Origin of the sequence: Flavobacterium sp. NLM (genome assembly GCF_002210235.1) — a bacterium.
GTDB lineage: Bacteria > Bacteroidota > Bacteroidia > Flavobacteriales > Flavobacteriaceae > Flavobacterium > Flavobacterium panici.
In genome coordinates this window covers 1-25,556 of the sequence record NZ_LIAC01000006.1, presented here as the reverse complement: position 1 = coordinate 25,556, position 25,556 = coordinate 1, and the positions used below count along the sequence as shown (strand labels likewise).

21 protein-coding genes are annotated in these 25,556 nt (G+C 33.0%); 12 read left to right on the top strand and 9 right to left on the bottom strand.

Going from position 1 to position 25,556, the window contains the following annotated elements:
* Positions 1-158 precede the first annotated feature (158 nt).
* From APR43_RS08795 to gdhA, 5 genes are all read right to left on the bottom strand, one after another.
* The gene (locus APR43_RS08795; protein ID WP_053473355.1) at positions 159-2,078 is read right to left on the bottom strand and encodes a hypothetical protein; all 1,920 of its coding nucleotides are present in this window, start codon (positions 2,076-2,078) and stop codon (positions 159-161) included.
* A gap of 56 nt (positions 2,079-2,134) precedes the next feature.
* Positions 2,135-4,024 carry a PQQ-binding-like beta-propeller repeat protein gene (locus APR43_RS08790; protein WP_053473356.1) on the bottom strand — a complete coding sequence of 630 codons (1,890 nt, stop codon included), beginning with the start codon at positions 4,022-4,024 and terminating at the stop codon, positions 2,135-2,137.
* A 129-nt stretch (positions 4,025-4,153) separates the two neighbouring features.
* A complete protein-coding gene (recO, locus tag APR43_RS08785) occupies positions 4,154-4,867 on the bottom strand; it encodes a DNA repair protein RecO (RefSeq protein WP_053473357.1) in 714 nt (237 codons plus the stop codon).
* 79 nt (positions 4,868-4,946) lie between these two features.
* A complete protein-coding gene (locus tag APR43_RS08780) occupies positions 4,947-7,229 on the bottom strand; it encodes a T9SS type A sorting domain-containing protein (RefSeq protein WP_053473358.1) in 2,283 nt (760 codons plus the stop codon).
* Between the two features lie 133 nt (positions 7,230-7,362).
* Positions 7,363-8,706 (bottom strand): NADP-specific glutamate dehydrogenase, encoded by a 1,344-nt coding sequence (gdhA, locus tag APR43_RS08775; RefSeq protein ID WP_053473359.1) that lies wholly within the window; start codon positions 8,704-8,706, stop codon positions 7,363-7,365.
* Between the two features lie 323 nt (positions 8,707-9,029).
* On the opposite strand from gdhA, the gene APR43_RS08770 reads away from it, so the two are divergent.
* Complete coding sequence (locus APR43_RS08770) at positions 9,030-9,824, top strand: THC0290_0291 family protein (protein WP_053473360.1); 795 nt, start codon at positions 9,030-9,032, stop codon at positions 9,822-9,824.
* Positions 9,825-9,907: 83 nt separating this feature from the next.
* Here APR43_RS08770 and APR43_RS08765 read toward each other — a convergent pair whose 3' ends face one another.
* Positions 9,908-11,050 carry a cystathionine gamma-synthase gene (locus APR43_RS08765; RefSeq protein WP_053473361.1) on the bottom strand — a complete coding sequence of 381 codons (1,143 nt, stop codon included), beginning with the start codon at positions 11,048-11,050 and terminating at the stop codon, positions 9,908-9,910.
* A gap of 104 nt (positions 11,051-11,154) precedes the next feature.
* Here APR43_RS08765 and APR43_RS08760 point away from each other — a divergent pair, with 104 nt between their 5' ends.
* The 3 genes from APR43_RS08760 (at position 11,155) to APR43_RS08750 (ending at position 12,760) form a co-directional block, all read left to right on the top strand.
* Positions 11,155-11,898 (top strand): DUF3298 and DUF4163 domain-containing protein, encoded by a 744-nt coding sequence (locus APR43_RS08760; protein WP_053473362.1) that lies wholly within the window; start codon positions 11,155-11,157, stop codon positions 11,896-11,898.
* Positions 11,899-11,963: 65 nt separating this feature from the next.
* Positions 11,964-12,440 carry a DUF6932 family protein gene (locus APR43_RS08755; protein WP_053473363.1) on the top strand — a complete coding sequence of 159 codons (477 nt, stop codon included), beginning with the start codon at positions 11,964-11,966 and terminating at the stop codon, positions 12,438-12,440.
* Between the two features lie 11 nt (positions 12,441-12,451).
* Positions 12,452-12,760 carry a hypothetical protein gene (locus APR43_RS08750; RefSeq protein ID WP_053473364.1) on the top strand — a complete coding sequence of 103 codons (309 nt, stop codon included), beginning with the start codon at positions 12,452-12,454 and terminating at the stop codon, positions 12,758-12,760.
* Positions 12,761-12,765: 5 nt separating this feature from the next.
* Here APR43_RS08750 and APR43_RS08745 read toward each other — a convergent pair whose 3' ends face one another.
* From APR43_RS08745 to APR43_RS08735, 3 genes are all read right to left on the bottom strand, one after another.
* Positions 12,766-13,911, bottom strand: a complete 1,146-nt coding sequence (locus APR43_RS08745; protein WP_053473365.1) for an ATP-binding protein — start codon at positions 13,909-13,911, stop codon at positions 12,766-12,768.
* A gap of 130 nt (positions 13,912-14,041) precedes the next feature.
* Positions 14,042-14,797, bottom strand: coding sequence for an SDR family NAD(P)-dependent oxidoreductase (locus APR43_RS08740; RefSeq protein WP_053473366.1), 756 nt, complete (start codon positions 14,795-14,797; stop codon positions 14,042-14,044).
* Positions 14,798-14,893: 96 nt separating this feature from the next.
* A complete protein-coding gene (locus APR43_RS08735; protein WP_053473367.1) occupies positions 14,894-15,766 on the bottom strand; it encodes an aldo/keto reductase family oxidoreductase in 873 nt (290 codons plus the stop codon).
* 212 nt (positions 15,767-15,978) lie between these two features.
* Here APR43_RS08735 and APR43_RS08730 point away from each other — a divergent pair, with 212 nt between their 5' ends.
* From APR43_RS08730 to APR43_RS08695, 8 genes are all read left to right on the top strand, one after another.
* Positions 15,979-16,983 (top strand): AAA family ATPase, encoded by a 1,005-nt coding sequence (locus tag APR43_RS08730; protein WP_053473368.1) that lies wholly within the window; start codon positions 15,979-15,981, stop codon positions 16,981-16,983.
* A 93-nt stretch (positions 16,984-17,076) separates the two neighbouring features.
* On the top strand, positions 17,077-17,940 hold the full coding sequence (locus APR43_RS08725) for a DUF58 domain-containing protein (protein ID WP_053473369.1): 864 nt from the start codon (positions 17,077-17,079) through the stop codon (positions 17,938-17,940).
* 142 nt (positions 17,941-18,082) lie between these two features.
* A complete protein-coding gene (locus tag APR43_RS08720; protein WP_053473370.1) occupies positions 18,083-19,714 on the top strand; it encodes a hypothetical protein in 1,632 nt (543 codons plus the stop codon).
* A complete protein-coding gene (locus tag APR43_RS08715) occupies positions 19,714-20,718 on the top strand; it encodes a vWA domain-containing protein (RefSeq protein ID WP_053473371.1) in 1,005 nt (334 codons plus the stop codon). The genes APR43_RS08720 and APR43_RS08715 overlap by 1 nt, the downstream gene beginning before the upstream one ends.
* Positions 20,719-20,842: 124 nt before the next feature.
* On the top strand, positions 20,843-21,871 hold the full coding sequence (locus APR43_RS08710) for a VWA domain-containing protein (RefSeq protein ID WP_053473372.1): 1,029 nt from the start codon (positions 20,843-20,845) through the stop codon (positions 21,869-21,871).
* Positions 21,872-21,966: 95 nt separating this feature from the next.
* Positions 21,967-22,740 (top strand): tetratricopeptide repeat protein, encoded by a 774-nt coding sequence (locus APR43_RS08705; protein ID WP_053473373.1) that lies wholly within the window; start codon positions 21,967-21,969, stop codon positions 22,738-22,740.
* Positions 22,741-22,863: 123 nt separating this feature from the next.
* Positions 22,864-24,618: a BatD family protein gene (locus tag APR43_RS08700; protein WP_053473374.1), complete on the top strand. Its 1,755-nt coding sequence runs from the start codon at positions 22,864-22,866 to the stop codon at positions 24,616-24,618.
* Between the two features lie 61 nt (positions 24,619-24,679).
* On the top strand, positions 24,680-25,426 hold the full coding sequence (locus APR43_RS08695) for a tetratricopeptide repeat protein (RefSeq protein WP_053473375.1): 747 nt from the start codon (positions 24,680-24,682) through the stop codon (positions 25,424-25,426).
* The last annotated feature ends 130 nt before the right edge of the window (positions 25,427-25,556 follow it).

Below are 25,556 nucleotides of genomic sequence, written 5' to 3'. Positions count from 1 at the left end.
TTATTGTCCATCAATTTCTTTAAATTTCACAAACTTTTGTTGAGATAATGGGTACAAAAACAAAAGAATTGGTCAATTTTTGGCAGTAATCTCAAAATTTTGAGTCCACATTCCAAAAACTAACCAATTCTAATTATTTTCTTCAGAAGAATAAAATCTTATTTAAATCCTCCGAAATACACTTCTTTCATAAAAATTCTATTTCCAAAAACAGGATTTATTTCTACTTTTTCACGCACTTCCTGATAAATGGTTTCTCCGTTAAAATCTTCAATTTCGTAATTTATTTTATACGGGATTTTTCCTGAATTTAATGCTGCGATTGGACGATAATCTCCATAAAGTCTTTTTTCAAAAAAGCTTTTATTTCCGTTGTCAAATTCTGTTTTTTCTGTCGAAACGATATTGTAATTTTCTTTATCAATAAAAACGTGATAATCTGTTTTAGGAATTGTTCTGTTTCCTGTGCTTAAGGTTTTTTCAAAATAATTTAAATGATAACATAATCTTCCTTCGTACATTTCATCTTGCAGAACTTCAAAATTATTCCACAAATCCAGTCTTAAATCTGTAAGGAAATTAATTAAATCAACATTTTTAGATAAATTATTGTAATCGTAAGTGGTTGATTTTGCCCATTTGGCATTTAAACCGCTTTCACGATCGTCATGACTCCAGGCTTCGGCTCCATTTACAATTTCATAATAGGTTTCGGGCATTTTTTTCTTCAAAAGATAATTCGTGCTTGTCGCCCATTTTTCTTCTGTTTGAGGTATGTTATTTCCTTCTATAGAAAGTTTAGAAAAATAATGTGCTTTTTCTACTTTTTTCAAAGCCTGGCTTCCGCCTAAATTATCTACTACTTTTGCTAGTAAATTTGCATTTGACTGATATGGAATAGAATCCAAAAGATTAAATCTTTGGGTTTTTGCTTTTTCTAAATAGGCTTCGCGTCGTGCTTTTTCACTTTCCCATTCGGCATCTTGCTGCTGAATTTTTTCGAAAAAGGCTAATCTTTTTTCTTCTTTTTCTTCTGCAATTTTAAGCCCTAATTTTTGAAGATCGGCAAAACGTGTGGTGTGGCTTCTTATTTTTTTATCGACAAAAAAACCTCTATTTACACTTTTTACGATAGCAGTTCCTCTGGAATCCTGTTTGTCATTCTCAATAAGTAAATTAGCGTACAATAATGCTTTTTCTTTATTTTCAAGTAAAAAATACGTTTCGGCTAAATTGTTTGTTACTATAAATCGGATGTTTTCGTTTGCAGGCGAAGGCGGATATTTTACTAATAAACTTTCCAGATATTGCAAATGCGGCAATAACGGTTTTTCGTCTAAGCCTTTTTCCAAAGTTACTTTTGCCATTTGAGTTGTAATTTCGTTTTCAAATGCCAGCATCTGATTGTATTCTGAATGTCCTTTTGATGTTACAAATTCAAACTTGACTTTATCTTCGCCTGTTTTGTACCTTAATGTGTAGTTAAGATATCTTTGTATTGCTTCAACAGAACTATAAATTACCCGGTCTAATCCTAATTCTGCAACTGTATAATTGTCATCTTTCTCTGCTTCTGCAAGCTTTTTATTGTTCATATCAACTGCACCTTTCAAATTGTCTTTTTTAGATCCAAAGGCAAGTAAATAAGATTCTACAGTATTAAAATCCTGAGTTAATAAAAGTTTATCGGCACACTTCGCTTCAACTTTTATTTTTACACTATAATTAGAAAAAGCCTGAAATACCCAGCCATTCTTCTCTTTATCAAATATACTGTCAATTTTTGTTGCTTTATATTGTGGCAGTTCAACGGTTAAATAAATTTTTAGTTTTCCGTTTGCAGGATCTTTTATAAAGCCTTCTATATTAAAGAACTTTTTCTTCAATATAGGCTCTTCTTGTATCAGCTGCTTATCCATTTGATAAAAAGTGGTCTGTGTTAACACATTATCCAGAACAGGAAATTCTGAATACTTAATTACGGGTATATAAAATTTCTTCTTTTTTGAGCTTATTTTTTCTTGTGCCTGAATTGAACCAATTACAAGCAAAGTAATTAAGAGTAATATTTTTTTCATAGGCAAAAAAAAAGCCACCAGAAATAAATCCTGATGGCTTTGGGTTTTTATTTTTCTTATTTTTTATTAAAGATCTGAATAGATTTATCCGAAACATAAAAAATGTTTTGTGTTGCAGGATCTACTTCATAAATTGGTTTGTTATTGTTGAAAATAATTTTATCAACTTCAAGACCGTCAACTTTACTCACTTTTACAAGGATTTTTTCTCCAGTTTCTGCTTTTGCAAAAATATAAGAGTAGTCTCTGTTTTGTTTCATAGCATTAAAACGAGAGTTAAATTTAGCCGCTACTATACCTAAAGCCGCTGATCCAGCTGCATAAGTTTTTGCCTGATCCTTATTTGTCTGATCTCCTTTTGCAACTACTGTTCTCATGTTACCGTCAGTATCACGATATGTCATAGTCAAATCAGCACCTTTAACTGAACTTACTCCAGAACCAACACCTAAACCAATGCTTCCAACAATAGCAGCACTTTTAATAAGACGTCTTGTTCCTTCTCCAGGCTGTGAATAAGTAAGGTGATATTTAACTGTACCATCCATATTAACCCCCATAACTTCAAGTGGTCCTGAAAGCACAACTCCCCAAGGGAATAATTCGATACTGTTTAATTCTTTTTCTTTTTTGATGTTTACTTTAGCAAATGGCTCTGGTTTGTCGCTAATGCTTGGATCAAATTTGTACAATTTCTCGTCATTATATACTAAGTACGAATTTGTAGCTTCGTCATAAGTAGGCAAAACCGGACGATCTTTGTCAAACGAGATATTACGTTTCCAAAGTTTAACTCCTGTTTTATAATCTACCATGTTTCCGTAAGTTCCTGTAAGATACATTACTTTTTCTCCTACTTTTCCTAAGTAATAAATTGGGTCTTCTTTATCATCAGAGATTTCGATGAATTTTTTCCAAAGTTTTTCTCCGTCTTTGTTGATCAACATCATTTCGTTTTCTGCAACGTATAAGAAATCCTGATCAATTGGAATTACTCTTTTCAATCCGTCTCCACGAGCATCTTTTTTCCAGATTTTTTCTCCTGTTTTTAGGTCAAAAAAGTTAAATCCGCTATAATGTGCCACCAATATTTTTGTTCCCCAATCTTCCAGATAAACAACTCTTTTTGTTTTGATAGATTCTTTCCAGATACTTTTTCCTGTTTCTGTATTCAAAACGTTCAAATATTGTTTATTCGAAAAAGTTCCGGTGTTGTTCACTACAACAATGTTTTTATCATTTTGAGTTAAAAAGAATTTTGAATAATCTTCTTCTCCTTTCCAGTTTAACTTTCCTGTCGCTCTGTCAAAAGAATATAATTTTCCGTACAGTAAATAGTAAATTACTGATCCGTGTACTGTAGCAACGTTTGTGTTTACAGATTCTTTTAAAGAAAAGCTAAATAATGATTTTGCTTTGTCTACAGTAGTAGTCCATTTTAATTCGCCAGTCGTCATATCCAATAATGCAATTGCCATGTCGCCATCTTTTTTCAAAGTAAGCAAATACTCATTTGTTTCAGGAATAAAATCTGATTGTGTTACCCAAAAAGATTCTTTTGATGAATTGTAAACCACTTTTCCAGTATCAGTATTAATGATAAGGTATTTACTATTGATGTAAGCTTCAACATAAGGACTTCCGGCAACGTTTGTTAAAGTACTTTTATCATCAAAAAGTTTTGTAAGATCTGTGTCGGCTATGATATCCACTGCAGATTTACCTCCAAAATCCTCTTTGGTCAAAGTCCAAACCACTTTTTTAGTTTCAGGATCTAAACCTTTTACAGTTCCGCCTTCTTTAAAAACAACGATTCCTGTAATTCCGTTTTGTACCAAATCTTGTACGGCATTCTCTGTGTTAACAATTTCGTCGTATTTCCTTTGAGAAATGGCCGAAACGCTGACTAATAAAAGCAAAATAATCGAAAAAGTAATTTTCTTCATAGTGATTGATTCGTTAAAAAATTAATATTTGTTTGAGGCTTATCGTTCGCGAATTAACTTATTAAAAGAAAAATTAAGATTTTTTTAATAAAAATTCGCTGCACAAATATATAAAAATAGGAATCAGTTTTAAGAAAATATTTCTTTCAAAACTTCTAGTGATTTTGGCTTCTTGAATCCTTCTAAATGAAAGCTGTAGTAATCAATTAAAACCTTCAATAAAATTTGTCTTTCGACTACGTGAAAGATTTTTTCGGTATTATCAAACTTTAAATCGATTAGCTTTTTAAGTAAGCCAGTTTCGTGTTCAGAAAGTACATTTCCTTTATTTAAAAGCGTAAAAACACCATCATTCATTTCAAAATGAGGCAGATCAATTTCTGAAACATCTGGGTAAAAACCTAAGTATTTTGTGATTTCTAAAAGTAAAATCAAATGAAAATTAGAAATTTCATCATGATTATCAAGCCAAGTTAAAGCGGTTTCTAAAAACAAAAAAAGGGATTCGTTTTTTTCTTCTTCCTGAATAGAATAATGAAGTATTTCTGAAAGAAACATGACCATTGTACTTTTTACAATATCAGTATGAATGGTCTGGAAAGGGATTCCGTTTTTTATTTCTTTAAAATTTTCAAGAGTGCCTTTGTTTTTATGAACGGCTTCGATTTCTAAAATAGACAATGGCTGGAAATAAGCAATTTTTTGATTTGCTTTTCTGCTCGAAAAAGCATCGCGCACAAAATAAGATTTCAGTCCGCTTGAAAGTGTAAAACATTTTACAATCAAGCTTTTTTCCTGAAATTTTAAAGATGAGATTACTATTGCTTTGGTTTTGACTTGCAACGAATTTTAGATTTTAGATTGTTGATTTTAGATTGAAGAAATCTAAATTAAAACTGAAAACTGTGACTGCGACTGAATACTATCGAATAATCATAACTTTCTTGACCTTTGTTTCGCCGCCGTCTTGTGCAGAAATAAAAACCATATATACGCCGGAGGCTACTTTATATTTACCAAAGGCTGTTGTGTCCCATTCTATAGTTCCGCCTTCAGAAGTTGTTTCGTAAACTAAATTTCCTTCGATATCGGTGATTTTGATATTTGCTTTATCAATCAAACCGGCCACTTTCACTGTTCCGGAATAACTTGGTCGAACCGGATTTGGGTATACATAAACGTTATTTAAATCTTCGTTTGCTCCGGTTGCAATTCCTTTAAAAGAAATCATTCCTTTATTGGTTGCTATAAAAACTTCTCCGGTTGCGCTGTTGATTTTAATATCGTTTATCGTGTTACTTGGCAAAGGTGAATTATTAATTGTAAAATGATATTTGGTTTCCTGACCATTTGGCGAAACCATAAAAATACCAGAATCTGCTGTACCAATCCATTTATTGTTCGCGCCGTCAACCACAATTGAAGTAATAAACTGTTCGTACATTAATTCCTGAGCCAAATTATCTTCCAGAATAATTATTGGATTTGCTTTTAGCTGCGCTTCGGTCTGGAAATTTCCAACATTCGACAAAACTCTTAATCCTTTTGTAGTTCCTATCCAAAGCTGGTTTTTGGTATCGATTGCAACTGATCTTACATCTGCAATTGGTAAATTTCCTGCATCGGTACCAAAAGTCATTTTTTTGAAAGTATTCGTGCTTTCGTTAAATGCAATTACACCATCATTGCTTGTAGAAATCCATTTGACATTATTTTTATCAATAACAATATTCGCATAACTTGTACTTTCGGCATTACTTAAAATTGTACTTGTAGAATAACTCTGCCATTGACCATCGGTTTTTAAAACTTTCAATCCGTTTTTAATTCGGCTGTTTGTTACCCATAAATTTCCTGTTCTGTCAAATGCAGTTCCGTTAATACGAACGTCAATATAATTTGGCCCTTCATAAGTCAAAGTTTCTAATCCGCTATTTTTTTCATTGAATAAAAAATTCGGAACATCATCTTCAATTCGCAATAATCCAGAGAAAAAAGAGCTTGCATAAACTTGTTTTTCGTTACTTGGGTTTACAATAACACGAGTAATTGACTTTGCATCATAAACTTCTGAATATGGGATATTTAACCATTTTGAGTTATTAAATTTACTTATACCATAACTATCTAAGTCATAAGGATTGTAATAAATATCATAATCTCCGTATACTGCCCAAAGAACATTTGGTGTCACATCTAGTGAAAAAATATTATTTCGTGAAGGACCTGCCGGAGTATTGTTTTCGAAAGTTCCAATTCCCGAAAGTGCGCCAGAAAATAATCCTTTTTCTTTTGTTCCGATGTAAATTATATCGCCAACTGCCGATGCACAAGAAAACGTCAGATTGATATCCGGAAGTTGTGTATTGACTATCGAACGCGTTAAAACCATTTGACTGTTGTACACGTAAACCGAAGTTGATGTTGTCACAAACAAGTTGTTATTTACCGCTCGCATATCAACAGAAGGCTGCGGAAGTTGCAAGAAAGCAACAAAAATATTGGAGTTATATCGATGAATATTTCCCGTTGAATTAATTGCAATAAGTTCTGAATCCAGTGTTGCAACACTTGCCCAATTTCCTGTGTTTACTACAGTCCACTGGCTAAAATCGATTAAATTTGGATTTGTAATATCGGCTCTTCTAATTCCGCTGGAAGTTGCTGCAAAAATAAATCCATTAAAAAAAGTAGTTTGTTTTACGCTGATTTCGGCACCATTATCTCCAATAAAATAAGTATCTCCAAATTGTGATGTCGTTAAATTAAACTGCACAATCCCGAAATCGCAGGAAACATATAATAATCCGTTATGTTCCATTAAATGGTTGATCTTTTTAAGACTTGCCGATAATTGTTTATTAATGATATCTACTTTTTTTATGATGCTTCCGTCTGTTTCATTAATTATGATCATCAAACCATTTTCATAACCAACGATTGTTTTTTTGAAACTTTCGCTATGATATACTGCAGAAATTGTCTGTCCCGAAAGTCCGTCGACAGTTGTTATTGTTTTTACAGTATTTGAAGCAGCATTTTTAGAAAACAAGGCATTTTCTGAAGCAGTAAAAACCGTTGTAGAAGATTCTGAAATATCTTTTATTTCATTAAACGAAAAATAGCCTTCCCATGATAATTGGCCTTGTGCAAAGCCAAATTGAGATAGTACTAAAAATAAAACGTAAAGAAACTTTCTTGTCATTGTTTACAAATATCGGATAGACAAATATACTACAAACGAAAGTATTTGATTTTTGTTCTTTAACGAAATAAAAAAATGCTCCCTATTTATCCTTAACAAGACAAATGAGAGCATTCTTCAATTGTAATTAATCTTATACTACACCCTGAGCAAGCATAGCATCGGCAACTTTAACAAATCCGGCAATGTTAGCTCCTTTTACGTAGTTTACATAACCATTTTCTTCTGCACCGTATTTTTTACATTGGTTGTGAATTCCAACCATGATATCTTTTAATCTTAAATCTACTTCTTCGCTTGTCCAGTTTAAACGAATAGAGTTTTGTGTCATCTCTAATCCAGATGCTGCAACTCCACCAGCATTTGCTGCTTTTCCTGGCGCAAAAAGTACTTTATTATCTAAAAATAGTTTTATTGCATCTAAAGTAGAAGGCATGTTAGCCGCTTCTGTCACACATAAAACACCGTTATCAATTAATTTTTTGGCATCGTCTCCGTTCAGCTCGTTTTGAGTAGCACATGGAATAGCGATATCAACTTTAACTTCCCAAGGGCTTTTCCCTTTATGGAAAATTGCATTTGGATATCTTTCTAAATATCTCTCTGCTCTGTTATCGCCAGTTGCTCTCATTTCAACCATATAATCTATTTTTTCTCCAGAAATACCTTCTTCATCCAAAATATAACCATCAGGTCCCGAAATCGTAACAACTTTTCCTCCTAATTCATTCACTTTTAAAGCTACACCCCAGGCAACGTTTCCGAATCCTGAAATAGCAACTCTTTTACCTTTAATTTCGTGACCAATTGTACGAAGCATTTGATCTGTAAAGTAAACTACTCCATATCCTGTAGCTTCAGGTCTGATTAATGAACCACCGTAAGCAAGTCCTTTTCCAGTTAAAACTCCGGTAAATTCATTTCTAATTCTTTTATATTGACCAAATAAATAACCAATTTCTCTGGCACCAACTCCAATATCTCCTGCAGGAACGTCTAAGTCAGGACCAATATGACGGCATAATTCAGTCATAAATGATTGACAGAAACGCATTATTTCTGCATCTGATTTTCCTTCAGGATCAAAATCAGATCCTCCTTTACCTCCACCCATTGGAAGTGTTGTTAAACTATTTTTGAAAACCTGCTCGAAAGCCAAAAATTTTAAAACTGATAGGTTTACAGTGTGATGAAATCTGATTCCGCCTTTATATGGTCCAATCGCAGAGTTCATTTGAATTCTAAAACCTCTGTTTACGATTATTTCTCCTTTGTCGTCAACCCACGGAACTCTGAAAATTATAGATCTTTCTGGTTCAGCAATTCTAAGAAGTAAATTTTTACCGTCGTATTTTTTTCTTTCTGCGATAAATGGAATTACCGTTTCTGCAAATTCCCTAACGGCTTGAAGAAATTCTGGCTCGTTTGGATTTTTTGACTCCACAAGAGCCATAAATTCATTTATTTTTTGTTCCATTTTATAATAAATTATTCAAATAATAGTTTTAAACTTAATCAATTACATAAGAAAATACGTTTTAAGAAAACGATTTCGTTATAACATACAAAGATATAGCAAAATCAACATGATTTGTTATTTTTTTTTGTTTTTAGAGAAGAATTGTGTATTTTTTAAACAATCTTAAAAATACAATTTTACACCTGCGATTTTACAGCAATTTACCGCCTTTAAAGTCAGAAAATTAAGTGTTTTGTTATTAAATTTTTAATAGAAGTATATATTATTTTGATTCGACTATGTTTTTTTTATATTTGCCAATATTTTGAAAGCCCCAAGAGATGTTTAAACACCTATATTTCACAATTTTCGCCCTATTTGGCATTACCACTATTGCCAATGCTCAGTCTAATCTGGCACAAGAAGTAGGAATTATTTTCGGCCCTGTAGCATTTCAGTCCGATTTTGGAGAAAGACATAATTTCGATACCAATGTGGGAAACACCGGTTTTGGTGTAGGAATTGTTCACTTTATTAACTTTTCTGCAAATAACAACAGAGAAAGTTTCTTCACAGAACATTTTAAAGTTAGATCCGAATTATCTTTTAATACCACAACTCTTAACCATTTTGGCGGTTATATTGAAACTGCAAAAAACAAATTGGCTGTTGCGCAATTAAAAGCAATGAGTGGTAAATCTACTTTATTAAATCTTGGAGCTCAGTTAGAATTTTCTCCATTTATGAAAATTCACGATTTCGAAAATACAGCAGGCGGTTTTAGCCCGTATTTTAGTGTCGGGTTCCTGGCAACTTATTATACTTCGAAAGTAAGCTCAACAATGGGTGAATTAGGACTTCCGTCAACAACTTTTCCTAAATATTTAACTCCTTCAGATGGTCATCAATATGGTTTTGCAAGTGAAAGCGGAGTAGCTTTAGCAGCAACTGCCGGTGTTGGATTCCACCTTAAATTAACTCAAATGAGCGATGTAATGTTTGAAACTCGTTTTCAAGCTTTTAGCTCAGACTGGATTGATGGTTTAAACCCGAACAAAGATCTTTATGAAGAAAACAAGGCTAATGACTGGCAGGTTTGGTTTAATGTTGGATACATCTATTACTTAGAATTCTAATTCTGAGGAAATATCAAAATAAAAAAATCCCAAATTCCAAAATATTAAAATTGGAATTTGGGATTTTTTATTTGGGATTTAATTTATGCTAAAGCTTGCTCTAGATCTGCAATTAAATCTTCAGCATCTTCAATTCCAACACTTAATCTTACTAAGTCATCAGTAATACCAACTTCTGCTCTTTTATCAGCAGGAATTGAAGCGTGTGTCATTAAAGCCGGATGATTTGCTAATGATTCTACTCCTCCTAAAGATTCAGCCAGAGTAAATACTTTCAATTTTTCTAAAAACGCAATAGAATCTTCTTTTTTACCTGATTTGAATGTAAAAGAAACCATTCCGCCAAAAGCTTTCATTTGCTTTTTTGCAATTTCATGAAATGGATGACTTTCTAATCCAGGATAATAAACTGTATTTATTTTTGGATGTTTAGTTAAGTACTCCACTACTTTTTCTCCATTTTCACAATGTCTTTGCACTCTTAATGCCAAAGTTTTAATTCCTCTTAAAACTAAAAAGCTGTCCATTGGCCCTAAAGTTGCTCCAGTAGCAAATTGCTGAAAATGTAATTGTTCTCCTAAAGCTGCATCTTTTACAATTAAAGCTCCGGCAATAACATCAGAATGTCCGCCTAAATATTTTGTAGCCGAATGCATAACGATATCTGCACCTAAATCAAGAGGTTTTTGTAAATATGGCGTTGCAAAAGTATTGTCTACAGCAAACCAGATTTTATGTTCTTTAGTGATTTTTGCCACTTCTGCAATATCAGCTAATTTCATTAACGGATTTGTTGGCGTTTCTACCCAAACCAATTTTGTATTTTCATTGATTAATGATTTCAATTTTGCAATATCCGTCATATCAACAAAATGGAATTTTATTCCTGAATCTTTATAAATTCTTGAAAACATACGGTAAGTTCCGCCGTATAAATCATCCATTGCAATAACTTCGTCACCTGCTTTAAATGATCTTAAAATACAATCTGTAGCGGCAAGACCAGAAGAAAAAGCCAGTCCGCGTGTACCATTTTCAATACTTGCTAAAGCCTCTTCAAGAGCTGTACGAGTTGGGTTTGATGCGCGGCTGTATTCATAATCTGCCAGAGGTTTTCCCGGACTTGTCTGAATAAAAGTTGACGTTTGATACACCGGCGGCATTACCGCTCCTGTACTTGGATCATGATGCTGACCACCATGTATTACTTTTGTATTGAATTTCATATAGTTATAAATTTTAAATCCATAATTGTCGCACAAATTTACCGCTTAATTTATTTTATCCTGATACAACTTCTTACCTTTGTAGATAATTAACACTTTTTGATATGAAAAATTACATATTTATAATCTTTTTGTGTTTGATTTTTACGAGTTGCAACAAAGAGCTTTCATTTGAAAATGAAACGTTTGAAGAAAAATCTACTATTCCGTGCAAAAATGATTGCCCGAAAATCACAATAGAAGTCCCAATTGCTAAAAATAAAAAGATCATCGCTGACAGTATTAATAAAAAAGTTTTCAATGTAATAAAAGAAATCATCTATTTCGGCGAAGACTCAACAAAGGTCAACGATTATAAATCATTGTCAAAATCTTTTATTGAATCTTACGAAGAAATGCATAAAAAATTCCCACACGATACTTTTGGCTGGGAAGGAAAAATAACGGGAAATGTCGAATTTGAATCTGAGCAGATTTTAAACATCAAAATAGATCATTATACTTTTACCGGCGGCGCACATGGTTACCAAGGTTTCAGGTCTTTATTATTTAACCAAAAAACCGGAAAAGTCATTTTTAACGAACAATTGTTTAAAAACGAAAAAGAGTTTAAGGCTTTCGCCGAAAAAGAATTCAGACTTAAATATCAAATTCCCGAAAATGCCAACATAAACGCAACAGGTTTAATGTTCGAAAATGACAAATTTCAATTGCCTCAGAATATTTTCTATACTTCTGCAGGTTTGCTTCTTTATTACAATTCATACGAAGCTGCATCTTATGCCGATGGCCCAAAAGAAATTGTATTTCCGTATGATAAAGTGAGTAAATATTTGAAATTTCAATAAGAAAAACAATCAAACATCAAAAAGAAATCTTTTTCTTACTTTTGTGGTTGTTTAAATTTATTTTCATGTTAACTTTCAATCATTCTGGTTTATTAGTACCAGATAATAAAATCACTTCTACAGTACAAGAGTTAGAAAATGAGTTTGTATTAAAAATTCCTTCTATAAAAAGAAAAGAAATTTTTGAAGCTTATGTTAAATATAATGAAGATTTCAAAAAAGTATGTAATTTAGACGAACTGCATCAATGGCTTAACGGATCATATGTAACAAAAAAACATAATCCCGGAGATATTGATTTAGTAACATTTTTAGATTACAAGATCGTTTCTCAATTAGGCTCAAAACTTGATGCATTCAAATACCCTAATTCAGAAATTATTTATGGTGTTGATGCCTATATTATTGAAGTTTATCCCGAAAATCATATTAATAATTTTAGATATATAAGCGACAAAGCATATTGGCTCGACCGATTTACAAAAACAAGAAGAATTAGAGGAAACAGGTTATCAAAAGGTTTCTTGGAAATAAAATTTTAATCTGCAGCAAAATGAAAGACAACAAATTATATCATATTCTAGATCTAATAGAAGAAATAAACAAAGTCAATAAAATGCTTATTTTACATAAAGATTCAGATTCTACTTTGATGTCAGACCAGTATAAAAATCAAAAGCTAAAACTAAGTAATTATTTGGTTAAAGAACTTTTAACCAATAGTGATAACAGGACTGAAGTTATGTATATTATCAAACTTTTTATAGAAAAATTCTACAATAATGAAATAAGTCATTTACATTTTGAGGAAAATGACAACTTAAAAAAAATTGAGAACGTTTTTATTGAAAATTACGCTTAAGAAATCTACTGAACATCATACTTCATCTTTCTCAAAACTCGTAAAGCTTCTTTAAAAGATAAATAAGCCTGCCCAAAAGGCTTTAAAAGTAATTTTGCGTCAATTAGTTTTTGCTTGGCATCATCAAAACCATTCAAATAGCAGATCATAAAAGTTGAAGGAAGATTTTCAAGATCTATTAATTCACGACCAGATAAAGAAATCCCTCTTTGCAATTTTTGGAGCAATGCAATATTTGCATTGTAAATATGAAATAACATTCGTTTATTGAATTCAGGTGGCTGAAAAAGCATTTTACGGTCAATTTTATAATAACCGTTATCAAAAAAGTGAATCGTTTGTTCTTCAAGCGGGTAATAACTTGTTTTATCATTTAATCCAAGCGGAACATATTCTGTAATTGTAAAAGTATCATCATCAAAGAAAATTGTAACCACATCCTGCGCCGAATAAAAAAGTTTAACCTGCTCATTAATTAACTCAATATCTACGCGGGATAAAAAGGTTTTATCTCTGGATTTTTTTGGAACTCCCGCCCAGCAAATCACAAACAATTCTTTAAAAACATTGTATTTTGGCGACATATCTTTATGCCTGAAATTCATAAAATCGATTACGCCGTCCAGCGTATATTGAATACTGTTTCGGGAACTATTTTCGATCCCAATTACGGTTTCTGTATTCTGATTATTTTTTTCGACTTCTTCATGTTCTTCCACAGGAATGGAATTACTGCCGCGTCTTATAAAAACACTATTGGCAAGAATGGTATGAATTCCTTTTTTAAAATAGGAAATTTTACTTTTTGGCTTTATCGTAACCAAACCAATTACTTTATCTTTTGGAAGATTTGGAAATGGCACGTTTTCGTATTGAATTTTTGGAGGATTTTCCAGAAATGCGTTTACGAGATTCTGAATTCGGCTGTCATCGAAGAAATCGTCGCCTACAATTTCGTTATCCTGATCTTCTACTCCAACAACGATATAAGAGTTATTCGCCGGATTTGAATTGGAAAGTGCGCAAATGTGTTTTAAAAACTTTCCTTTTCCTTCTCGCGAATGTAGATTCAACTGCCTTTTTTTGTCATAAAAACTGCTCTCGTCATTGTGAGCAAGTAAATTCTTTATTAAAAGGCGTTTATTAATCATAGTCTAAGTTTTTTTGCCACTAATTGCACTAATTTACACTAATTAAAACTTGTAATCACTTTACTTTCAATTCTATTACTTTAAAACGTAAAAAAGACGCACTGCCGTGCGTCTTTACAATAAAATTTTATCAAATATTTTTCTTGACAATTGTCGAAGATGCCTGCGCCGTGCTCATCACAACTAAATCGGCAATATTAACGTGATACGGTCTTGAAACCACAAAATGAATAATATCTGCAATATCTTCTGCCTGCAGCGGATCAAATCCTTTATATACATTTGAAGCTCTTTCTGTATCTCCTTTAAAACGTACTTCACTGAATTCTGTTGCTACCATTCCGGGATGAATTGCTCCAACTCTAATTCCGAATGGATTTAAATCGATTCGCATTCCGGCTGTAATGGCATCAACAGCATGTTTGGTTCCGCAGTAAACATTCCCGTTTGGATAAACTTCTTTAGCCGCAGTTGAACCAATATTAATAATATGTCCGGAATTTTTAGCTGTCATTTTCGGAATCACCGCTTTTGAAACATATAAAAGTCCTTTTACGTTAATATCAATCATCGCGTCCCAATCGTCTAAATCTCCTGTTTGAATTGGATCTAAACCATGCGCATTTCCGGCATTATTGATTAAAACATCAATATCTGAAAATGCATCTGGCAAAGCACTAATTTTTTCCAAAACATCATTTTTATCACGAACATCAAAAGAAAGCGAATGAACTTCTGTAAAAACAGAAAGTTCTTTTTCCAATTCTTCTAAACGATCTTTACGTCTTCCGCAAAGAATAATTTTATAGTTATTTTTAGCTAGAATCTGAGCCGTAGCTTTTCCTATTCCGCTTGTAGCGCCAGTAATTAAAACTGTTTTTTTCATTCTAAGTGTTTGTTTTTTGCCCACGGATTTTACAGATCAAACAGATTTACACTGTAATTTTTTAAATCTGTAAAATCCGTGGGCTAATATTTTTATTTAAGCTACATCGTCACCCATACTTTCAGTCCAGATCGCAAACCAGTCTTCTTTATCCATTTCTAATTCAACCGCTTTTGCTAAAGATTGAATTCTGGCAACGTTAACTGTTCCAGCAATTGGAATAACTGCAGCTGGATGTTTTAAAATCCACGCCAATAAAAGCGTATCTGCACCAAGGTGGTATTTTTCAAGCAACGTTGAAAATAACTTTTTCAAACGACGTGTTTTTTTGGTGTCTTCTCTAAAAACAGTTCCAAGCGGATTCCATGACAATGGACGAATTCCGTGTGTCTGCATATAATCCAGACTTCCGTCAACCATTGGTTCAAAATGAGTTGCAGAAAATTGTACCTGATTATAGCTTACTTCTGTTTTCTGGCGAATTAGCTCGGTTTGTGAGCTTGTAAAATTCGAAAGTCCGAAATCTAAAATTTTCCCTTCCGATTTTAATTTTTCAATTGCTTCTGCAATTTCATCTGCCTGCATTAATGGACTTGGCCTGTGCAGTAAAAATACATCAACGTAATCTGTTTTCAGTTTCTTTAAAGATTCTTCAACAGACCAAATGATATACTCTTTAGAATAATCGTAATGTTTGATTTTGTTATTACGGCTTTCTGTTACAAGCTGAATTCCGCACTTTGTAATTAATTGTAATTTTTCGCGCGAAATTTTACTAGCTTTGAATGCTTTTCCAAAATCGGCTTCGGTGGTATAATCTCCGTAAATATCGGCGTGATCAAAAGTTGTGATTTTGTTTTCGATACAAATCTGTATCATGTTTTCCATTTCTTTTGGTGAAAGGTTTTTATCCCAAACACCCCAATTCATAGTGCCCGAAATTATAGGCGATAATGCTGTTTTGCTCATGGTTATATTGAGTTATTTTTGCTAATAAATATGCTTTTATAAAACATAATCACCAAAGTTCTTAAAAATATAAAAATAGATTCACAATTCGTCCTTAAAATTAGGTGATTGGTCGAAGTTTTAACCATTCTTTAACATCTTACTTCTTAAAAAATATTCAATTTGCACTCTCAAAAATTAGGCGTAAAAATCAAGGTTTTAAAAATATTTATATGGAAGAAAATACAACGACTTTAGACATTAGAGCGATAAATGAAAAAATTGAGAGAGAAAGTGCTTTTATAGACCTTCTTACAATGGAAATGAACAAAGTTATTGTGGGCCAGAAACATATGGTCGAGCGCCTGTTAATTGGTCTTTTGGGTCAGGGACATATTTTACTTGAAGGAGTTCCTGGTTTAGCAAAAACTTTGGCCATTAACACTTTGTCACAAGCGGTTCAGGGTTCTTTCAGCCGTATCCAGTTTACGCCGGATTTACTTCCTGCCGATGTTATCGGAACCATGATTTACAACATTAAAGCAAACGAATTCTCTATTAAAAAAGGGCCAATTTTTGCCAACTTCGTACTTGCCGATGAGATAAACCGTGCTCCGGCAAAGGTTCAGTCTGCGCTTTTAGAGGCGATGCAGGAAAAACAAGTTACAATTGGTGATACCACTTTCAAACTAGATCGTCCTTTTTTAGTTTTAGCAACTCAAAACCCGGTTGAACAAGAAGGAACATACCAGCTTCCTGAAGCACAGGTTGACCGTTTCATGTTGAAAACCGTAATTGATTATCCAAAAATTGATGAAGAACGTTTTGTAATTCGTCAAAACTTAAAAGGAAGCTACGAAAAAGTAAATGCCGTAGTTTCTGTAGAACAAATTTTACGTGCGCAAGAAGCAGTTCGTGAAGTTTATATGGATGAAAAAATTGAAAAATATATTCTGGATATCATTTTTGCTACTCGTTACCCAGAGAAATATAAATTAGCCGACTTAAAACCACTTATCAGTTTTGGAGCATCTCCACGTGGAAGTATCAACTTAGCAAATGCTGCTAAATGTTACGCTTTCATCAAACGTCGTGGTTATGTAATTCCAGAAGATGTTCGTGCTGTTGTGCATGATGTATTACGTCACAGAGTTGGAATCACATATGAGGCTGAAGCTGAAAACATTACTTCTGTAGACATTATCAACAAAATCGTAAACGAGATTGAAGTACCTTAAAAAAATTTTAGATTTTAGATTGCAGAATTTAGATTTAAATCTGCAATCTAAAAATAATCTAAAATCTAATATCTAAAATCTGCAATCCGAAAAATGGATACAAAAGAGCTTTTAAAAAAAGTACGGAAAATAGAGATCAAAACCAAAAGACTGAGTAATCATATCTTTTCGGGTGAATACCATTCTTCATTTAAAGGGCGCGGGATGACTTTCAGCGAGGTGCGCCAATACCAATATGGCGATGATATTCGTAACATCGATTGGAATGTAACCGCACGCTACAACGAAGCCCACGTAAAAGTTTTTGAAGAAGAAAGAGAATTAACCATGGTTTTAATGGTTGATATTTCGGGTTCTGAAGGTTTTGGTTCAAAAAGTCAGTTTAAAAAAGACATCGTAACAGAAATTGCTGCAACGATGGCTTTTTCGGCTACACAAAATAATGATAAGATTGGATTGATCTTATTTTCTGATAATGTCGAATTATACATTCCGCCAAAAAAAGGCCGTTCACACGTTTTGAGAATCATTCGTGAATTAATCGAATTTGAACCAAAAAGCCACAAAACAGATATTTCACAAGCCTTGAAATTTTTATCGGGAACTCAGAAAAAGAAAGCGATTGTTTTCGTGATTTCTGATTTCATGTCTGAGAATTACGAACAGACTTTAAAAATTGCTTCTAAGAAACACGATATTACAGGTGTTCGCGTATATGATATGCGTGAAGAAAAAATCCCAAATTTAGGAATGGTAACCATGCTTGACGCCGAAACGGGAAAAATTCAATTGGTAAATACAGGCTCAAAAACAGTGAGAATGAATTACGAAAAACATTATCAGGAACGCGTAAATTATTTCAAAGATATTTTCAGTAAATCTGGCGCTGGTGTAGTAAACACAAGAGTTGATGAAAATTATGTTACTAAGCTGTTAGGCTATTTCAAGTCACGATAAATATAATTTTAGATTGTAGATTTTAAATTTTAGAATTTTTATCTGCTCTAATTATTCAAATAAAAAATCCGCTTAAATCTGTGTCATTCGTGTTCCAATTTTAAGCATTCATTTTAGACTAAAATCTGAAATCACAAATCAAATGAAATTAAAGTTTTACATATTTTTATTTTTGCTTTCTACGGCTGTTTTTGCTCAAAAACAAGTCGAAACCAGCATTGATACCACCAAAAATAAAATTGGCGCTGAATTTAAGCTAACGCTGAAAACGGTTGTAAATGCTAATTCGAAAGTTGTTTTCCCTAAACTAAAAAGATTTGGTCCTTTAGAGGTTATTCAATCTTATCCGGTTGATACTGTAAAGAAAAACGATACTTACGAATTAATCAAAAAATATGGATTAACTCAATTTGATTCAGGAAGATACGTGATTCCGAGTGTTCAAATTTTAATTGATAAAAAACCTTATTTCTCAGATTCTATTCGAGTTGAAGTTGCTAATGTAAAAGTCGATACATTACAGCAAAAAATGTATGATATCAAAGACATTACCGCTGCAGATGGCGGAATTGGCGATTGGTGGAAATACGTTTTGGCACTGGTTATTATTTTAGCAATTGGAGCCGGAATTTATTGGTACGTTAAAAAACATCAGAAGAAAAAAATCGAAGAAGAAGTTTATAAAACTCCTATTGAAAAAGCGACAAGCTTATTAAACAATTTAGAGTCAAAAGAACTTGTTCAAAAAGGAGAAATTAAAGAATATTATAGTGAACTAACGGATATTGCGCGTAACTATATTGAAGAAGCGATTCACATTCCAGCAATGGAAAGTACGACTTCTGAATTAATTGAGGCCATTAGAACAGCTTCTACTAAAAAGAAAATGACTTTAACGCCAGAAACGGTGGAGAATCTGGAACGTGTTTTACGTCAGGCCGATTTAGTAAAATTTGCGAAATCAAAACCGCTTGAATTTGAAATTACGGATGACAGAAATAAAATTCAGAAAGTAATTTTAACGCTTGACAATGCAATCCCAACAGAAGTTCCGGCTGAAGAAGAAGATCAATTGCTAAACGAAGCGCAAAGACAAAAACAAATTCAGCTGCAGTTAAAAAAACAAAGAAACAAACGAATTGCCATTACAGTAGGTTCTGTTTTGTTTTTATTATTAGCAACTACAACTTTCTTTATTGCAACAAAAGGTTTTACTTATGTAAAAGACAATATTATCGGACATCCTACTAAAGAATTATTAGAAGGAGAATGGGTGAAAAGTGAATACGGAAATCCGGGCGTTATCATTGAAACTCCAAAAGTTTTAAAACGAATGGATGTACAAAAAGCACTTCCAAAAGAAACAATGGCGTTGATTAAGGAAATGCAGCTTTTTGCATACGGAAGTATGATTGATAATTTTTATGTGGCAGTTTCAACTACCAAATTTAAAACTCCTACTGATATTGATTTATCTAAGGCTTTAGAAGGCGCTTTAAAAGTAATCGAGCTGCAAGGAGGTCAAAATATCATCGTTAAGCAAGAAGATTTTCAAACTAATCAAGGTATTCAGGGAATAAAAGGTTACGGAACAATGACTGTTTTAAATCCGGCAAATAAAACAAGTATAAAAGGTTATTATGAAATCCTGCTTTTTAAACAAGATCAGGGATTACAGCAAATAATCATTTTCCATGAAGAAGGCGATACGTATGCAAACGACATTACAACCCGAATTCTAAATTCTGTTGAACTTAAAAAAGCAAGTAACTAATGAATAATCAGATCACTTTTTTAAATCCGGAATTCTTTTGGTTGTTTCTGTTAATTCCAATCGCTATTGGCTGGTTTTTTTGGAAAAGAAATCAGCAGTCGGCTACATTAAAAATGAGTTCGACGGCGGGTTTTAAAAACAGCGAATCGTTGTTGACCAAATTAAAGCCTAGTTTATATGTTTTCAGGATTATTGCTTTAAGTTCGCTGATTATTGCTTTAGCAAGACCAAGAACAGTCGACATCAGCAATCAGACTAAAACGAAAAAAGGAATTGATATTGTAATAGCAATTGACGTTTCTGGAAGTATGCTCGCAAAAGATTTAAAGCCAAACCGTATGGAAGCTTTAAAAAGAGTTGCTGCTGATTTCGTTGAAGAAAGACCAAATGACAGGGTTGGTTTAGTTTTATACGCTTCTGAAGCTTATACAAAAACTCCTGTTACAAGCGATAAACCAATTATTCTTGAAGCTATAAAAGGAATTAAATATGATACCGTTTTACAAGATGGTACCGGAATTGGAATGGGATTGGCAACGGCAGTAAATCGTTTGAAAGACAGTAAAGCAAAAAGCAGGGTTGTTATTTTAATGACAGACGGTGTTAATAATGCCGGATTTATTGAGCCGGAAACTGCCGCTGATATTGCAAAACAATATGGAATAAAAGTATATACAATTGGTCTGGGTACAAACGGAATGGCAGAATCTCCATACGCTTATGCACCAAACGGCGGTTTTTTATTCAAAATGCAGAAAGTTGAAATTGATGAGCAGTTAATGAAAAATATCGCCCGCAAAACAGACGGAACATACTTTAGAGCAACAAGCAACGATAGATTAGCTGAAATATACAGTTCAATTAACAAATTAGAAACAACTGAAATTCAGGAATTAAAATTTTACGATTACGACGAAAAATACAGATTTTTTGTTTTAATCGCAGCATTTTTATTACTACTTGAAGTTGGTTTAAGAAATACAGTTTACAGAAGCTTCATTTGATTTGAAAAATCAAAAAATTCCAAATAACAAATTGGAATTTGGAATTTATAAAATTAGAATTTAAAACAAGTTTGGAATTTGGAATTTATCCCGGCAATAATGGGATTGGAATTTTAAAAAATTTATGGAATTAGACGAAAAAAAATATTTATATCTCTTACTATTACTTCCAATTGTGGTGTGTATTTTCCTTTTCAATATGTATTGGAAAAGAAAAAAACAACGTGAATTTGGAGATTTAGACATGGTTAAAAAACTGAGTCCGGACCGATCTGTTTTCAAACCTGTTTTAAAATTATCGATTTTGCTTTTGGCATTAGCGTGTTTAATTATCGGTTTAGTAAATCCGAAGATTGGAACAAAAATGGAAACTGTAAAACGCGAGGGAATTGATATCGTTTTTGCTGTCGACGTTTCTAAAAGTATGCTTGCCGAAGATGTGGCACCAAGTCGTTTAGAGAAAAGTAAACAATTGGTTTCGCAGATTATAAACTCTTTAGGAAGTGACAGAATTGGTATCGTGGCTTATGCAGGAAGTGCATTCCCGGTTTTGCCAATTACATCTGATTATAGTGTTGCTAAAATGTTCCTGCAAAGCATGAATCCTGATATGGTTTCATCACAAGGGACTTCTCTTGATGAAGCAATTAGATTATCAGCTAAATATTTTGACGAAAAAAGCAAAACAAGCAAACTTATAATTTTAATTTCTGATGGTGAAGATCATTCTGAAGGTGCTTCGGCGGCTGCAGAAGAAGCTAGTAAACTAGGAATCAAAATCATTACGATTGGTGTTGGAACAGAAAGAGGAGGAACAATTCCGTTAAGAGAAAATGGTATCGTTAAAAATTACCAGAAAGATCAAAACGGACAAACTGTTATTACAAAACTAAATCAGGAAGGATTAAAAACCCTTGCAACCAAAGGAAAGTATGTTTACGGCGGAAATACGAAAGAGGTTTTGGAATTCATCAAAAACGAATTAAACAAGATTCAGAAAACGGAATTTGAATCGACACAAATGGCCGATTTTCAATCGCAGTTTCAATGGTTTATTGGTTTTGGGCTCTTACTGCTATTTGTAGACATTTTCCTTTTAGAAAGAAAAACAAACTGGATTAAAGAGTTGAATTTATTCAACGAAAAGAAATAATAATGTTTAGCCACTAATTACAGGAATTTACACGAAAAAATAATTAGTGATAATTCGTGCAATTCGTGGCAAAATAAAAAACATAAAAAATTAGAATGAAAAATTTACTTCTTTATATTTTACTAACGCTTCCTTTTGCAGTTTCTGCTCAGGAAAAAGACAAGACATTGCCTGATGCCAATGAAGAATATAAGCAGAATAAATTTACTGATGCTGAAGCTAATTACAGGATTTCGGCTTCAAAATTTTCAAAACGTGCAGCTGGCTCTTATAATTTAGGAAACTCTATTTACAGACAAAATCAGGCTTCTGAAGCAAAATACGCTTACGCGAATGCCATAAAGATTGCCAAAACAAGACCTGAAAAACACAAAGCTTTTCATAATCTTGGTAACGTTTTTATGAAAGAGAAAGATTATACGCAGGCTGTTGAAGCATATAAAGAAGCTTTACGAAATGATCCTACCGATGACGAAACGCGTTACAACTATGCTTACGCGAAACAAAAGCTAAAAGAAAATCCTCCTAAAAATAACGATAAGAACAAAGACAAAAATAAGGATAAGGACAAAGACAAGGATAAAAACAAAGATAAAGACAAGAACAAGGATAAAAACCAGGATAAGAACAAGGATAAAAAAGACGACAAAGGCGATAAGGACAAAGATAAAAATGACGGTAAAAATGATCCGAAGAAAGATGACAAGTCTGACAATAAAGGAGAACCTAAACCGCAGCCCGGAGGAATTTCAAAAGAACGTGTTCAGAATTTATTAGATGCTGTAAACAACGAAGAAAAGAAAATTCAAGACAAAGTAAACGCTCAAAAAATAAAAGGAAATCCTAAAAAACCAGAAAAAGACTGGTAGGATTTTAGGTTAATCGTTTATTTTTTAATCTGTTATTCGGCAAAACTGTAACAATAAAACAGTAAAAAAAACGATTAAACAAATTAACAATTAAACAGTTAAACAAAAACTGACTAACAATTAATGAAAAGATATTTAATTCTATTACTGCTCACTTTTCAAGGGCTTATGGCTCAAGTTCAATTTGAAGCCAGAGTAAGCAAAAACACGCTTGGACTTAACGAAAGACTCCGCATTGATTTCATTATGAATGTCGATGGCGATAATTTTGACCAGCCTGCATTTGAAGGATTTAAACTTGTAGCCGGACCAAGCCAGCAAATAAGCCAGTCTTGGGTAAACGGCCGAAGCTCTTTTCAAAAAATATATTCTTATATTCTTCAGCCTGAAAAAAAAGGGACTGTTATTATTAAACAGGCTGCCATAGAATATAACGGACAGGTTTACAAAACGGCTCCAATAAAAGTTACTGTAACCAATGCTGTTGCGCAGGAAAGAGATCCGAATGATCCAAGACAGCAAGGCGGAGGCTCTGGAAACGAATTATTACAATTAGTTGCAGAGGTTTCTAAAACAACTCCTTATGTAAATGAACCAATAACAGTTGTTTACAAACTGTATTTTAATGAAATTGGTGTTACTGGATTTAGAGAAATTGCTAAACCAAAATACAATGATTTCTGGAATCAGAATATTGACATCACACGATTGGTAATGGAAGAAGGAAGTTACCAGGGCCAGAGATGTCATTATGTAATATTAAAGAAAGCTATTTTATATCCGCAAAAATCAGGCAGATTAACAATTGCACCATTTTCATTAGATATTGGCGTGCAATTGCCAACAAATCGCCGTGATATGTTTGGCCAGATGATTATTGCTGAAGATAATAAAGTGGTAACTACCGGAGCCAGAACAATAAGTGTAAGACCACTTCCTGAATCAGGAAAACCAGAAGGATTTACCGGAGCAGTTGGTAACTTTAGTTTTAAAGTTACACCGTCCAGAACAACGCTAAAAAGCGGTGAAGGTTTAGATTTGCTTGTGAGCGCTTCAGGTACAGGAAACATGAAATTGTTTACTTTGCCAAAACCTGTTGTACCAAATGCATTAGAAATGTATGATCCTGTTCACGATGAAAAAGTAACTACTTCATTGTCTGGAATGTCTGGAAAAATATCCGACAAATACACTATTATTCCGCAGTACAAAGGAAAATATGCGATCAAGCCAATGACGTTCTCTTACTTTGATTTGAGTACAGGCTCTTATAAAACGATAACTTCTCCTGAAATTATGGTGGATGTTTTAGACGGTCCGACTTTAGCGGAAGCGAATCCTTCGACAGCAGCTAAAAACGTAATTACTAAAACAGAACAATTTAAATATATTAAGTCAAAAACAACTTTAGCATCAATTGCTAAAGATGATTTTTACGGTTCAGATTTGTATTATGCTTTATTGTTTTTCCCTTTTGCCATTATTCCAATTATAATTTTGGTTAGAAAGAAAAAAGAAGCGATTGACAGCGATGTAACCGGAAACAGAATTAGAATGAACAATAAACTTGCGAAGAAATATTTATCGCAGGCTAAAAAACAGCTTAATAATAAAGAGGTGTTTTATATTGCTCTGGAAAAAGCGATGCACAATTTCTTAAAAGCAAAACTGCACATTGAGACTTCAGAAATGAGTAAAGACAATATTCAGGAACTGCTTTTATCAAGAAATTCAAATCCTGAAACGGTTCAGAATTTCATTAATCTGACCGAAAACTGTGAATTTGCACGTTATGCTCCGGCATCAAGTGCTTCGATTCAGCAGGATTATGATAAAGCTGTTCTGATTATTTCAGAATTAGAAAAACAAATCGTTTAATTTTTAACTTAAATTCAAACCCGTCAGGTTTTAAAAACCTGTCGGGTTTAAAAAATTAATAATGAAAAATATATTATATCTCTTTTTACTAATCTCACAGGTTTTCTTTGCTCAAAGCAGCTTTGAAAAAGGAAATGCTTTGTACCAAAAGGGAGAATATCAGGAAGCTGTTCAGGTTTATGAAGATATTATTAAAGAAAACAAACAGCAGTCGGCAGAGTTGTATTTTAATTTGGCAAACAGTTATTATAAACTGAATAAAGTTGCGCCTTCTATTTACAATTACGAAAAAGCTTTGGTATTAAAACCAAATGATCCTGAGACTTTAAATAACTTAAAATTTGCCAAAAAGCTAACAATTGATGAAATCAAAGAAGTTCCGAAAGTTGGTTTTGCTAAACTAATCCAGAACTTTACGGGCATTTTCGATTATAATCAATGGGCAAAGATTTCTGTTGCCTTTGGTTTTGTATTTTTGCTGAGTTTTATTGGTTACTATTTTTCACAGCTTACCATTACAAAAAGAATTTATTTCATTGGAATGTTTATTCTTTTAGTTGCTTTGATTTTAAGTGTTTTTGCTGGAATGTCTGAAAAAGACCATTTTGACAACGATCGTCCGGCAATTGTTTTTGCTGAATTAAGCGAAGTTAGAAGCGAACCTCAAAAAGCAGGTTCTGCTATTATCCTGCTTCATGAAGGAGCAAAAGTTTATGTTATGGAAACGGTTGGAAAATGGAAAAAAATCGAATTAACAGACGGAACTGAAGGCTGGATCGATGCCACAACAATTAAAGAAGTAAAATAAGGTTTCAAAAATTTCAAATAAAAAATCCCAAATTCCAATGTTATGTTGGAATTTGGGATTTTTACTTTTTTGGAATTTGATTTATCTATGTCGATAAACTTTGGGTAGACGCACTGCTGTGCGTCTCTAC